The sequence below is a fragment of the Chryseobacterium lathyri genome, assembly GCF_030812195.1.
Lineage (GTDB): Bacteria > Bacteroidota > Bacteroidia > Flavobacteriales > Weeksellaceae > Chryseobacterium > Chryseobacterium lathyri_A.
In genome coordinates this window covers 740,125-753,948 of the sequence record NZ_JAUSSF010000003.1, presented here as the reverse complement: position 1 = coordinate 753,948, position 13,824 = coordinate 740,125, and the positions used below count along the sequence as shown (strand labels likewise).

Annotated in this window: 14 protein-coding genes; 4 read left to right on the top strand and 10 right to left on the bottom strand. The window is 37.3% G+C overall.

Features of this window, described 5'->3' with window-relative positions; genetic code table 11:
- Positions 1–51 precede the first annotated feature (51 nt).
- From J2T03_RS18655 to J2T03_RS18630, 6 genes are all read right to left on the bottom strand, one after another.
- On the bottom strand, positions 52–330 hold the full coding sequence (locus tag J2T03_RS18655; protein ID WP_034723531.1) for a co-chaperone GroES: 279 nt from the start codon (positions 328–330) through the stop codon (positions 52–54).
- A gap of 175 nt (positions 331–505) precedes the next feature.
- Positions 506–640 carry a hypothetical protein gene (locus J2T03_RS18650; protein ID WP_262510879.1) on the bottom strand — a complete coding sequence of 45 codons (135 nt, stop codon included), beginning with the start codon at positions 638–640 and terminating at the stop codon, positions 506–508.
- Between the two features lie 259 nt (positions 641–899).
- Positions 900–1,619, bottom strand: coding sequence for a DUF3108 domain-containing protein (locus J2T03_RS18645; protein ID WP_307220844.1), 720 nt, complete (start codon positions 1,617–1,619; stop codon positions 900–902).
- Between the two features lie 70 nt (positions 1,620–1,689).
- The gene (locus J2T03_RS18640; RefSeq protein WP_307220842.1) at positions 1,690–2,910 is read right to left on the bottom strand and encodes a cation:dicarboxylate symporter family transporter; all 1,221 of its coding nucleotides are present in this window, start codon (positions 2,908–2,910) and stop codon (positions 1,690–1,692) included.
- Between the two features lie 92 nt (positions 2,911–3,002).
- The gene (locus J2T03_RS18635) at positions 3,003–4,289 is read right to left on the bottom strand and encodes a CitMHS family transporter (RefSeq protein WP_307220840.1); all 1,287 of its coding nucleotides are present in this window, start codon (positions 4,287–4,289) and stop codon (positions 3,003–3,005) included.
- Between the two features lie 15 nt (positions 4,290–4,304).
- Positions 4,305–5,000, bottom strand: a complete 696-nt coding sequence (locus J2T03_RS18630; RefSeq protein ID WP_307220838.1) for a DUF2490 domain-containing protein — start codon at positions 4,998–5,000, stop codon at positions 4,305–4,307.
- 151 nt (positions 5,001–5,151) lie between these two features.
- Between J2T03_RS18630 and J2T03_RS18625 the strand changes: the two genes are divergently transcribed.
- Together J2T03_RS18625 and J2T03_RS18620 are read left to right on the top strand one after the other, a co-directional pair.
- Positions 5,152–6,255: a sensor histidine kinase gene (locus J2T03_RS18625; protein WP_307220836.1), complete on the top strand. Its 1,104-nt coding sequence runs from the start codon at positions 5,152–5,154 to the stop codon at positions 6,253–6,255.
- Entirely contained in the window at positions 6,255–6,953 is a 699-nt protein-coding gene (locus J2T03_RS18620; RefSeq protein WP_307220834.1) for a LytR/AlgR family response regulator transcription factor, read from the top strand. The genes J2T03_RS18625 and J2T03_RS18620 overlap by 1 nt, the downstream gene beginning before the upstream one ends.
- A 189-nt stretch (positions 6,954–7,142) precedes the next feature.
- Here J2T03_RS18620 and J2T03_RS18615 read toward each other — a convergent pair whose 3' ends face one another.
- Together J2T03_RS18615 and J2T03_RS18610 are read right to left on the bottom strand one after the other, a co-directional pair.
- Complete coding sequence (locus J2T03_RS18615; protein WP_307220832.1) at positions 7,143–9,533, bottom strand: M1 family aminopeptidase; 2,391 nt, start codon at positions 9,531–9,533, stop codon at positions 7,143–7,145.
- 67 nt (positions 9,534–9,600) lie between these two features.
- Positions 9,601–10,179 (bottom strand): HupE/UreJ family protein, encoded by a 579-nt coding sequence (locus J2T03_RS18610; protein WP_306845556.1) that lies wholly within the window; start codon positions 10,177–10,179, stop codon positions 9,601–9,603.
- Positions 10,180–10,248: 69 nt separating this feature from the next.
- Between J2T03_RS18610 and J2T03_RS18605 the strand changes: the two genes are divergently transcribed.
- Positions 10,249–10,749: a DUF6702 family protein gene (locus tag J2T03_RS18605; RefSeq protein WP_307220830.1), complete on the top strand. Its 501-nt coding sequence runs from the start codon at positions 10,249–10,251 to the stop codon at positions 10,747–10,749.
- Between the two features lie 538 nt (positions 10,750–11,287).
- Here the strand turns inward: J2T03_RS18605 and J2T03_RS18600 are convergent.
- Together J2T03_RS18600 and radA are read right to left on the bottom strand one after the other, a co-directional pair.
- Positions 11,288–11,884 (bottom strand): acyl carrier protein phosphodiesterase, encoded by a 597-nt coding sequence (locus tag J2T03_RS18600; RefSeq protein ID WP_306845073.1) that lies wholly within the window; start codon positions 11,882–11,884, stop codon positions 11,288–11,290.
- Positions 11,885–11,970: 86 nt separating this feature from the next.
- A complete protein-coding gene (gene radA, locus J2T03_RS18595; RefSeq protein WP_306845072.1) occupies positions 11,971–13,320 on the bottom strand; it encodes a DNA repair protein RadA in 1,350 nt (449 codons plus the stop codon).
- Positions 13,321–13,374: 54 nt separating this feature from the next.
- On the opposite strand from radA, the gene J2T03_RS18590 reads away from it, so the two are divergent.
- Positions 13,375–13,785 carry a hypothetical protein gene (locus tag J2T03_RS18590; RefSeq protein WP_307220828.1) on the top strand — a complete coding sequence of 137 codons (411 nt, stop codon included), beginning with the start codon at positions 13,375–13,377 and terminating at the stop codon, positions 13,783–13,785.
- The last annotated feature ends 39 nt before the right edge of the window (positions 13,786–13,824 follow it).

The following is a 13,824-nucleotide window of genomic DNA, read 5'->3' as shown; positions in this document are numbered from 1 at the left end:
AATATATATTCATGAAATCATTTTACATGAATACATTTTACTTTTTACAAATTAACCTATTACTCCAAGTAAATCTCCTTCCTTAACGATTAAGAAATCTTTTCCGTCTAATTTTAGTTCAGAACCTGAATATTTTCCATAAAGAACTTTGTCACCTACCTGAACAGTTGTAGGCTCATCTTTTTTCCCTGGACCTACTGCTACTACTGTACCTTCCTGTGGTTTTTCTTTTGCGGTGTCCGGAATAATAATACCTGAAGCTGTTTTAGTTTCTGCAGCGATCGGCTCGATCAAAACTCTGTCTGCTAATGGTTTAAAGTTTACTGACATAATATATTTTATTTTTTAATTAATTCTCCATTATAATTCTCTAAATGTATGCCATGAGAGTCCTGTGGATGAAATGGCAGAATTTTACTTCCCAGTGTGAAAATTTGGCAGAAAAATGGAAAAAAATAAAGCCGGAAAATTCCGGCTTTTGTATTTAACTCCAATAATTCATGGATTAAGGACAGTGCTGTCCCGGTCCGATCCATAAAGTACATCTTCCCTGTTCGTCCCACTCGCAGCAAACAGCTCTCGCTGCACCTCCGATAATAGATTTCTGGGCGTCTCTGCTTAATGATTTAGCATTTTTCATAAATAATATTGTGTTGGTTCTACATTCCTGAACATTTAGTGTCAATCAGGATTTTGACCATTGGTGTGATAAGTGATATCAAAGATAAAAAATTTTATGATCAGATTATACACTGTTTGTAGATTTATTTATGGATTTTGTATTTTGATTATCAGTTGTTTAATGAGTGTTTTGTAACAAGGGAGTACGAAGGTTTTATCATTTTGGATTGAACATTAAAAAGAAAAAGCTTACCATTACGGTAAACTTTTCAGGTCTATTATTGAATGGTTTCCAATATCATTTTTCTACCGCCGAGGTCAATATCCTGTTTCAGGATCCTTCTGGTTTCGGTATCTATGTGATAAGTAACAATCGTTGTCTTATCTTTGATATCATCGGTTGTTTTTACAGCCCATACTTTTTTTCCGTTGTAATCTGTTTTCTTTACGTCCAGTATATAGGCTTTTATAAGTCCTTTCTTAGCATCCGGGTTATAATCGAAAATAGAGAGATCAGCAGTATAATTTTCTTTCAGGGGAGAAAACCTGATCAGCATAGGATAGCTGCTGCTGTCAAAATAATCTGCAGCATCCATTTCGATAAGGTCTTTTTTCTGAGATTTTTTATCCAGATAATAGCCGGTTACTTTTGTCTTGCCGGATTTCAGAACCATATCCCTCATCATATTAAAAGACGAATGATAGACTGGCTGGAAATTAGCAGTTTTTACGATGGTAGAATCTATCCACTTGGCATCCGGTGCCTGCTTTAGCTTTACGGTAGTTTTGATGAGAAGATCCGTTTTGTTTAATTTTTTGAGTTCTGTAATAATGTTTCCAATCTCTATTTTTGTTCCTGCATTTTCAGCATACCAGACCGCTTCTGATGTTTCATCTTTTATCAACTTGGGATCAATATTGCTGTTACTTGGTGTGAGCAGTTTTTGCGAAAATAAATTAATGCTGCTTACCAATAAAAGAACAAGAAATGTTTTCATGATTTTTTATTAATAAGTATTTCTGATTCTCAAAAAGTTACAAACCCGATATCAACCTTCTTCTTTTCGATCATACAGAATCAATCTTATTTTTCTGATTTTGACTGATCTTCGAGATCACCGCCCCGGAAACAGCAATGCTGATAAAGTTGGTAACTGATCTCGCCTCATTCATAAAACGGTCTACACTATAAAGAAGAGCAATATCCGTTAAAGGAATTTTCCCGAACCTGTTCAACGTGAAAATAAGAGCCAGGAATCCTGAGCCCGGAACTCCCGATGCCGTTTTTGATGTGATGGAAATAATAACGAAAAGCCACAGATAATCGGTCACAGTTAAAGAAATATTATAAAACTGGATAAGAAAGCAGCACGTCACAGAAATGTAAATACAGGCTCCGGAAAGATTAAAATTATACCCTAAAGGAATCACAAACCTCAAAATTTTTCTGCTGTATCCTTCGGACTCCATTTTTTCAAAGATTAGCGGAAAAGCTGTTTTGGAGCTTGATGTAGTAATGACCAGGATAATTTCTTCCTTTAAATCAAGCAGAAATTTCCAAAGCCGTATTTTGAACAGATAGGATACAATTCCTAAAATCCCAAAGATAAAGACAATATCAGCCAGATATACTGTTGCAACAACCTTACTGAGCGGAAGAAGAGTATTGATGCCATATACCGCAATTCCATACGCGATATTGCAGAAAATAATGATGGGAAGAATCAGATACAGATATTTGATCACTGTATAAAAAATCTTAAGGCCATAATCTAATATATTCAGAAACTTTTCTCTTGCCCTGGAAAGATTCATAAAAATCCCGGCCAGAATAGAAACAATAAGAAAAATGCCATGTCTATTGAGATACAGAGTACCGGATACACTGGTATCGTTGATCTCAAATGTTTTGGGAAGAGATTTACTGATTTTCACTGTATCAATTCCGGTATCGGCTCCCGGTTTTATAGCAAAACCAAAGATAAATCCTAAAATAATAGCCACCGAACTGATGATCAGGAAGTACAGAATGGTCTTCCAAACGATGCTGCTCGCATTTCTGAGCCCGGAAAGCTGGCAGATTCCATACATGATCGCCATGAAAATAATCGGAAGGATCAGTATTTCCAGAACCATGAAAAAATACCGGCTTACAATTCCCAGCTGAATGCTTGCTTCAGGGGCATAATATCCTGTGAGCACTCCACCGATAATTGCGGCAAATACATATAAGGTAAGATTTTTTAAATACCTTCCGGTGAATGTTTTTCTTGTTTCAAAAAAGTTCATCTGAAAAAAATATGCGGTCCGTACATAACCTGTAGTTTATTTATACATCCGAAATATAATGATAATTAACCTTAATTCAATATGAAATAGAATCAGATAACTCCGAGAATCAGTCCTGCCAACAGCATTACAATGGAAGATCCCAAAGCCCATTTTAAAGTATATTTCAAATGGTCCGAAAATTCTACACCTGCCAATGAAACTAATAAATAGGTAGATGGAACCAGGGGACTCAGCAGATGCGATCCCTGGCCGATAAGGCTGGCTCTCCCAAGTATTTCCGGTGAAATTCCCAGCTGATGTCCGGTAGCAACGATAATAGGTAAAATTCCAAAATAATAAGCATCATTGGATAAGAAGAAAGTAAATGGAATACTGAATACGGCGGTAACGATATTCATATATCCTCCCCAGCTTTTGGGGATTATTTCTATCATGCTGTTTCCCATCGCCTGCATAATGCCTGAGCCATTCAGAATCCCGGTGAAAATTCCTGCCCCGAAAATCATTCCGGCAACTGATAAAGCATTTCCTGCATGTTTGGAAATTATTTTCTGCTGATCTTTTAATTTAGGGTAATTAATAATGGAAGCAATACAGAAGGCAATCATAAAGGCAATACCCAAAGGAACAATATCCAGGATCATTACCACCAAAAGAGCTGTCGTGAGAGACAGGTTGATCAGGATAAGTTTTGGGCGTCTCAGCTTAAGGTCTACTTCACCGATGATATCATTGCTGTTATAATTGGTGAATTTTCCATGTTTGGCAATTCTTATTTTTTCTCTTCTGCCTAAAATGTAGGCAACGAATATCACCCACAGGATACCGATAGCCATAATCGGAATCATAGGAACAAAAATTTCTGTGTGTCCAAGTTTCAGAGAACTCATTACCCTTGCAGTAGGTCCGCCCCAAGGGAGGATATTCATGATTTGCCCGGCAAGCATAATAATGCAGGTAAGGATCAGCGGATTCATGCCCTGTTTTTTATACAAAGGAAGCATTGCAGCTACGACAATTAAATAAGTGGAGGAACCGTCGCCGTCCAGGGATACCAATGTGGTAAGGATAGCGGTTCCTATTGTTGTTTTAATGGGGTTGTCCCCAACGGCCTTCAAGATAATATTTACCAGGGGTTCAAAAAGCCCGGTATCGATCATCAGACTGAAATACAGGATGGCAAAGATGAGCATAACACCGGTGAGGGCTATTTCTTTAACACCGTTTTTCATCATTCCTCCCAGTTCAGGGCCAAAACCTGCAAAGAGAGCTACGGTTACAGGAACGATGATCAATGCAGTAAGCGGAGTCATTTTTTTGTTCATGATCAGAACCATGAAGATCAGAATCATGAGGAATCCAAGGAAAGTAAGCATAGATGATTTTTATAGTTATTTATTTTTGTTTTTCTTTCTCCAGTCGAAACTGTTTCTGTAGCCGATATAACCGTAATTACTTGTAGATCCAGTCTCCAGCTGATTGATAAAAGCAACTTCAATAGCTGAATTTTTTCCGACTTTCATTCCAAGCCCGGCTGTTAAACGGTTACTGTCAAAGGGATCTTCTTTTACGACATTCATCCTTAGTTCATTTTTCAGAATGCCATACAGCTTTTCTTTTTCTCCTACCCTGTTAAAAGGAATTTTCAGGGAAATAAGATAACGGAGCCGGACGATGAATTCATCAGGATTGCTTATAAACCGCTCTTCCACACGGAAACGGTGCGAGACAGAAGTTCGTCCGATATTGCCTCCCAAGGTCACTTGCTGGAAAGGTCTTTTTTCATACCGTTCTTTTTTTGAATTGTCAGATTTATAAGAATCCAGAACCAGGAACATGAATCCGGCAGCAGGTTTCACTTCATTGGCTATTTCATAATCTACATAGGCAGAAATCAGAAAAAGCCTTGTATCATATGCAAGATCAAAAGAACGGTATTGGGATAAGGCAGTCAGTGTGCTTTTATCTGTCAGTTTTGCAGACATCAGATACTGGAACCACATATTGTAGTTGTCGCGGCTTTGTGCGTTGGCCAGCCGGATCATTCCCAGCATCAAAATGATGATTAATCTGAATTTAATTTTCATGTAATATTGAGTTAATATCCTGATGTCTCAAATATATTTATAAGAACCAGCCGCAGATTTATTTTTCAATCAATGACAGTTTTTATCAGTGAACTGCATGATGGGTGAAAAAAGATGGTATATTTGAAAGATTGAAAATTGGAATTTTTAGATGTTTTTAATTATAAATATTGTATTTATATTGTTGGTTTTCAGGGTTTTGTTTAATGCGAAAGTTTTGAGAAGACTGATGGATTATCACTGGGGATTTTTGCTGAAGTTTCAGCATGTTTTTTTCCTTTTGATCTTCCTGATCATCACTTTTTTTACTGAAAACTACTTTCTGGATGTCCCGGAACTCATCTGGAGTGTTTTATCGGTCATTATTTTTAATGTCGGAATTTACAGTCTCGTCTACTTTTATCTGGTCCCGGAATTTTATCTTTCCAACAAATATCCTGAGTTTATTCTCTATGCCTTAATCAGTTTTCTGGTCTCGAGTCTTTTCAGAATTCTGCTGCAGCCGACGGTTTTTCATATGAATTTTACTGAGAACCTTTCCAATACAAAATTCCTGTACAATGTATATACGGCGCAGGGAATTGTGATCCTTGTTGCCTCGTTTCTAGGAATTACAAAAGATAAGTTTCTTATTGAGGAGGATTTTAAAGATCTGGGCGAAGAAAAAGATCAGCTGTATCTGGATCTTTTGAAATCTAAAATGAATCCTCACTTTCTGCTGAATACCCTTAATAATATTTATTCCAAAAGCTTCCAACCTTCAGAAAATACTTCAGAGTCTATTTTGCAGCTCAGCAAACTGCTTCAGTATGTGATTTATGACACCAGCAAAGAGAAAATTTCTATGGCCCAGGAGTTTTCATCTATTAAATCTCTTGCAGGACTGTATCAGCTAAAATATAATAATGTACTGAACATTAGTTTCGATATCCAGGATCAAGAAACGCTGGAACTAATTGATATTCCGCCTTCCGTATGTCTCACATTATTTGAAAACGCCCTGAAGCATTCCGCGGTGGGAATAGAACCGGAAAGTTATATCAATGTCACCTATAAAATAAAGGGTCAGGAATTTTTGTTTGAGATCCGAAATTCTGTATCAAAGAAAAAAAATCTTGTCGGGAATATGAATGACAGTGGTCTGGGAAATGAAGCGGTGATCAATATTTTGGAAAAAAACTATGCAGGAAAATATACTTTTATATCCGAACCTGCGGAGAACGACTATCAGACTATTTTAAAAATTAAACTGTAATGGCTAACCTGACGATCGTAAGTGTAGATGATGAATATCCGGCGCTCCAGCTTATCCAAAAATATTGCGGGCAGATGGATGATGTAAATCTGCTGAAGATTTTTCAGGATCCTGAAGAAGCATTGGGATATCTTAGGCAGAACAGGGTAGATCTGGTAATTCTGGATATTAATATGCCTTATATCAATGGAATTGAGCTTTTACATCAGTTGCCTTACAAGCCATTGTGTATATTTCTCACGCTGGAAACTCAGTATGCCGTCAAAGCTTTTGAGCTTGACGTCGTACATTATCTTGTGAAGCCTGTGGATTTTGAGACCTTTAGAAAAGCGATCAATAAGGCGAAAGATTTCCTGCAGTTCAGAAATTCTACAGAACAGCAGAAAAAGGAAGACTTTATTATGTTCAAATCCAATTATGTGATGAACAAAGTTCTTCTGGATGATATACAATGGGTACAGGGATTCGGGGAATATATTATTCTGGTGACCCGCCTGAAAAAATATATGATCCTTGAGCGGATGTCTAATTTTGAAGAGAAATTTAAAAACTTAGGATTTATCAGAATCCATAAATCATATATTGTTCTTTCTTCCCATATCAGTTCGTATGATGCAGCTCATGTTTATCTTAAAAACGGAGAGAAACTTCCGCTTGGGAGAACGTATAAAAATTCTTTAAAAGCTTATCTGAATTAATTTTCTTGTTTGAAAAACTCCCGCAGACCGCATGGATTACACAGATATTTTTTTAAAATTCAATAGGGGTGGGCTTTAGCCCGCCTAATGTTTTTAATGAACATCGAAAACTGACTTTAGCCAAATCAGTAAAATGTTGCATTATAAGAAAAAAAGGTTGTCTCAAATTTGAAACAACCTCTTTAGTTTTTATGATTTCTTTCCGGCAGCCTGCATCGGATTTACTTTTCCGTTGGCCCCTCCTCTTACCGGACCGGCTCCTTGTTTTTGTTTGAACAACTGAAATTTTGAAACCTGGCTGTCCGAACCGTTACTGCTCCATAAATTATTGGAAGTGTCAATGTCTGCGGTTTCCCTCATTGGGTCAAGCTGTATCGACTTGATTTTTTTATCAAAATAATACGTCTTGGAGACCTTCTTTTCATTCTGTCTCCAGATTTGTGCAGATGACTTGTCATACAGTTTTGTTCCGTCTTCAAACGTAAATTCAAGAATGATAGGCATTACAAGTCCTCCCTTGTTGACAAAATCGATCTGGTAGCCTGTAAGATTTTTGAATTTCTCTTTATCCTTGGCATCCAGAGGAACACCGGCTTCCGTTTTTACAGTATATTCTTTACCAGCATCTACTTTCTCCTGGCCTCTGTCATATCTGTAATAAAAATCCTGTAGATCTTTATCCTTATCTACATAGAATGTAATATTTTTATCCTCTTTGTTTCTGATCTTTGAAATATCTTCAAATGAGTTCTGAATAGGTTCTTCCACATTATATTTTATCTCTTTGGCTGCCTTTGGGGGAGTGTTGAGATCCGGAACAGCCACAGTTACTTTATCAATTGCAATATCTACAGGATCCGTTCCGTAGAACCATCCTCTCCAGAACCAGTCGAGATCTTCACCGCTGGCATCTTCCATGGTACGGAAGAAGTCTGCAGGTTCGGGATGTTTGAATGCCCATCTTTTTGCATATGTTTTAAAAGCTTTATCGAATAATTCTCTTCCCATAATCGTTTCGCGAAGAATATTTAATCCGGTAGCCGGTTTTGAGTACGCATTCGGGCCGAATTGAATTATATTTTCAGAATTACTCATAATGGGCTCCAGCTGGTCTTTAGGAAGCTTCATATAATCTGTAATTGTCCAGGCTGGACCTCTTTTTGAAGGGAATTTATTATCCCATTTTTCCTCTGTGAGATATTCAGTAAATGTATTTAATCCCTCATCCATCCAGCTCCACTGCCTCTCATCAGAATTGATGATCATCGGGAAGAAATTGTGCCCAACCTCGTGGATTATTACCCCGATCATTCCGTTCTTGGTTCCCTCAGAATAGGTTCCGTCCTTTTCAGTTCTTCCGAAATTGAAACAGATCATGGGATATTCCATTCCATTGGCTGCCTCTACAGACTGTGCTACGGGATACGGGTAGGGAATTGTGAATTCAGAATAGGTTTTGATGGTATGGGCAACCGCTTTTGTTGAATATTTTCTGTACAAACCATAAGCTTCTTTTGGATAGAAACTCATAGCCATCACTTTATTGTTGTTTTCAGGAATTGTGACACGCATTCCGTCCCAGACAAATTTTCTGGATGAAGTCCATGCGAAATCTCTTACATCAGTTGCTTCAAAATTCCATGTCTTTCTTTGCTTAGAATGATTTTTTTCAGCTTTTTTTGCCTCGTCCAGCGTTACAATCTCTATGGGTTCAGTAGCATTTTCTGCCTTACGGTATCTTGCCATCTGGTCTGGAGTTAAAACCTGCTCATAATTTTTACATTCGCCGGTTCCGCCTACAATATGATCAGCAGGGACATTCATTGAAACTTTGAAATTTCCGAACACCAATGCAAATTCACCACGCCCTGTGAACTGGTGGTTCTGCCATCCTTGAAAATCACTGTATACACACATTCTCGGATACCATTGCGTCATGGTGTACAGATCGTTTCCGTCTTCGGCAAAATTTTCATAGCCTCCGCGGCCGCCCATTTGGATTCTGTTCGGTATATTATAGTTCCAGTCTATTTTGAAGACCAGCTTTTCTCCTTTCTTTAATGCTTTGGGCAGATCAATACGCATCATCGTTTTGTTCACCGTATATTTCAGGGGATTTCCTGAAGCATCGGTCACTTTCTCCAGATTCACACCATAGCCATTATCTTTTTCAGGCAGTTCAGTAAGTTTCAGCTGCTGATCGTTAGCAGAGGCCGGAAGAGTAGAAGGAAACGCAAAACCTGCATTTTTTACAGTGGATTGTTCATTTTCATCCAGCTGAAGCCAGATATAGTCCAGGTTATCTGGAGAATTGTTGTAATAGGTGATGGTTTCTGAACCTTTCAGATTTCTTTTATCTTCATCAAGATAAGCTGTAATGTCATAGTCAGCCCTGTTCTGCCAATATCCCTGGCCGGGAGCTCCTGAAGCTGTTCTGTAAATATTGGGAGTCGGGAGAATAGTCCCAAGCTGTTCGAATCTGTTTCCGTGGTTACTTCCAGGGTTATTCTGAATGTTTTGTGCGGTGAGGCCTGTATATGCAAATACAGAAAATGAAAGTAGGGCTGCTTTTAATTTCATTACCGGATTGATTTAATAGTTATCAAAGATAATAATAAGTCGTTGAAAAATTAGAAATGTTTCAAAGTTAAAAAGGAATTCTCTCCAAAGTCATTTTTAAGGCCAATGCGAACACTCCGGAAGATACGAACAGGACCCAGTCTTTTTTGTTAACCTTAAAAATGCTCAGCAAAATAAATAAAAGGATAAGAATGGCACATACAATAACGATCTGTCCCAATTCCAGCCCAATGTTAAAGCCTAATAACGGGATGGCGATACTCTGGCTTTTGGCGATCATCACTCTTGCTGTATTCGCGAAACCCATTCCATGGATAAGTCCAAAGATAGCTGCCAGATAATAATTGGCCCGCATCAGGGTCTGTTTTTTATTTTTCATGAAAATATTGTCCAGAGAAGTGAGGACGATTGTTAACGGAATTAAAAACTCTACCCAGGCAGAAGGAACTCTGAAAATATCGAGAATACTCAATGCCAATGTAATAGAATGCCCAATGGTAAAAGCGGTCACAAGGATCAGTATTTTTTTCCAGTCAGTGTAAGAATATACGGCGATCAGAGCGAGAACAAACAATTGATGGTCCAGCGCATCCAGAGAAATAATATGTTCCCAGCCAAGGTTTAAATAGAAGAGAAAATCCTGCATCATAACGTAAAAATATAATGCGTACGAAAATAATGATTAATTTCGAACAAATTTTAAAGGTCAGGACATATGAAGCATTTATGGCTGTTTTTATTACCGGTATTTTTTTTATTCTCTTTTTCAAAGGTGAAGCATCCTTATCATGTAGGTTCTGTAGAAATTAATTATAATTCCCAATCTAAATCTTTTGAGATCACAGGCAGATTTTTTCTTGATGACCTGGAAAACGGTTTAAGTAAAAAGTATGGCGGTTCTTTCCATTTTAATGACGAAAAATACAAAACCAGACTCAATCAGGCTGTGGAAAAATACTGTGCGGAATATTTTAAATTGAAAGCTGACGGGCGGTTTTTAAAAGTAAATTACGTAGGGTATGAAGAAGACAGCGAATCGGTGAATGTTTTTCTTGAATCAGAAACGGCTGCTATGCCTAAAAAAGTAGAAGCGGCGGTCAGCTTTCTGTATAATCTCTTCGATGACCAAATTAATATTGTTCATATAATTGTTAATGGTGAGAGAAAAAGTGAAAAGCTTACCTATCCCAATCGGTATTTATATCAGCACTTTTAATTTGTAACTTTTCCTTCTTGGCTCTATAAGTTTGAAAAATTTTAATCACTAATTTTTGATTAATAGCATTAAATTGTATTTATTTTTCATTTCCACAATGGTTATTTTTTAAATAATTCAATAATTTATTGTTAATAATTCATGTGTAAGTGTTATTTTTTAATTAATGCATATTATATTTGTTTATTGATTTAAAAAAAATTATATTTGTGTAGAGCTGTTTTGTTATTATTAATTTTTAATTAATGATTTATTAAAGGAGCATTTTTTTTGAAATTATAAAATTTGTAAGAGAAATAGAAAAACAGAAGCTCATTAGAAAGAGTAGAAATATCATATAATTGAAACGTATCTGCTTTCTAATAAAATTGGTCATCTTAAAAATGCTTATTGATTAAGTAGGGATTAATAAAATTGAGGATAAATAAAGACGGTCTAAATATCGGTTTAATATAAACCACCATTTATCACCTTTGAGGCAGCGGATTCTAATAACACAAATTGTTAAAAAAGCACTTACGTTCCCTGTAAGTGTTTTTTATTTATGGTCCATTTGAATCATTGCATTGATACCTTTGGCGTGATCAAGAAGATCAGGAAAAAAATCGTTGTAACACTCTTGAAGGAAAGGTTTGTTTTTCAGGAATGCCTCGAAAACGGGAATGTCAGGGCTCAGATATTTTGCTTTATTAAGAACATTGCGCATGCTGAATTTAATGCCCCAGTCTTCCCGGTAATTATACAGCCAGTCATCTTTTTCCATTTTAGCCAGCATTATTTTGAAGTTTTCGGGAAGCCATTCATTATGCTCGTTCAGAACTCTGTATACACGTAGGGAATGCGCCTTCCATTCAGCTAAAGAATACAGGGAAAGATCAGTGGCCACGAAATAATCCATGGCAACATCCACAAAAGCACCGGCATACAGCCTGACTAAAGGAGAGAAGGCCTTTTTAGCTTCATGAATGGCCGGATGGGAATCTGTGAATGTATCCACGGCTCTGTGCAGCGTAATGCCATCCTGAATATCTTTCGGAAAAGAATAGCGGTCTTTGTTCCGGATAAAATCTTCAAGAAACTGTCCTACAATTTGCCCGTCCGAAAAAGTAAGGAAGGAATGCGCGAGATAATTCATAGATTAAAGATAGAGATTAAATGTGAATGAGGAATAATCAATCCGCTTCACCTATCAGTTTTTTCTTTAATCCTTTGAATGCTGTTTTAAAAGATCCTTTCGTGGAAATCCTCAATTTTGCTTACCTCCTCAATCTTAATTCCAAATTTTCTTTTAGGAATTTTGTTAAGATTCGAAACAAATATTTTTTCGTAGCCTAATTTTTCAGCTTCTGTAATTCTCTGTTCAACCTGTGCTATTGGCCGGATCTCACCACTGAGTCCGATTTCGCCAGCAAAGCAGAAATGCTCGGAAATAGCAATATCTTCGTTGGACGACAGGATAGAAGCTACCACGGCAAGATCTAATGCCGGATCATCCGTTTTTATACCTCCGGTAATATTTAAAAAAACATCCTTAGCACCAAGTTGAAATCCTGCACGCTTTTCCAGAACAGCCAGAAGCATATTCAGTCTTTTTGCATCAAATCCTGTAGAGCTTCTCTGTGGAGTACCGTAAACAGCTGTACTTACTAACGCCTGGATCTCCAGAAGCATAGGCCGGTTTCCTTCCAGGGTTACTGCTACGGAATTGCCGGAAAGTTCTTCAAATTTCTTAGTGATAAGGATCTCAGAAGGATTTCTGATTTCTTTTAAGCCCTGGGAAACCATTTCATATATACCGATCTCGGAAGTAGACCCGAAACGGTTTTTATTGGCTCTGAGTAACCGGAAAAGATGATTTCTGTCGCCATCGAAATTTAAAACCACATCTACCATATGCTCCAGTACTTTTGGTCCGGCAATCTGGCCGTCTTTTGTAATATGGCCTACAAGGAATACAGGGGTATTGTTCTCTTTTGCAAATTTTATAATTTCATTCGAACATTCTCTGATCTGGGAAACGGTTCCGGGGGAACTTTCTATTAATTGAGACTGCAAAGTCTGTATAGAATCGATAATCATGAAATCCGGCTCCAGTTTTTTGGCTTCATGGAGGATCTTTTCCAGTGAGGTTTCTGTAAAAAGGAAACAGTTCGGATTCTGAACATCTGTTAGCCTGTCCGCCCTCATTTTGATCTGTGAAGCGCTTTCCTCTCCGGAAACATAGAAAATCTTTTTTTTCATCTTTAAGGCCAGCTGAAGCAAAAGAGTAGATTTTCCGATTCCGGGCTCACCTCCGATCAGTGTGACAGAACCGAGCACAATACCACCCCCCAGAACACGGTTCAGTTCCTCGGAAGGTGTTTTTATTCTCGGTTCTTCGCTGGTCTCCACTTCAATAATGTTGATGACGTGCTGTTTGGATTTTGAAAATGGTGGAGTTTTGGATGAGGTTTTTTCTACGACTTCCTCCACAAGAGTATTCCATTCGCCGCAGTTTTTACACTGTCCCATCCATTGAGAGTATTGGGTTCCGCAGTTTTGACAGAAATATGCTGTTTTTAGTTTTGCCATACTGCGAAGTTAAAAAAAATGAATGTCTTTCAGAATTTTAATTAATTTTCAAACATGAAAAATATTTTAGTGAGAAGCTTGGTCATATTTATTGTGATGAGTCTGCTTAATGCCCAATTCAGCGAATGGACATTGCATTTTTTAAGAGAGAAACCGGACGGACTAGCTCTGGTACCAATTGGGGTTTTAGTGGAATGTCTTATTGTAACAATAGTCAGTTTTATTACGGTATTAATCTTCAGAAATAATTATAGTTCAGTTTTAAAAATTGCGGTTTTATTTGAAACCATTTACTTAATCACATTAATTATTTCAGGAACGAATCCCTTTGCTTATTTTTCAAATAAAACAGATGTGGGGCTTCTTGCTTTATTCCTGTATGTGAATTCATTCGTTGTATTTCTGATGATATTTGTCTTCCGCTTGTTATATTCTAAAATAATTTCATCAAAAATTAAAAACTAACCTAGATCAAGAACAGGATAATCAATATGTATTATCTTT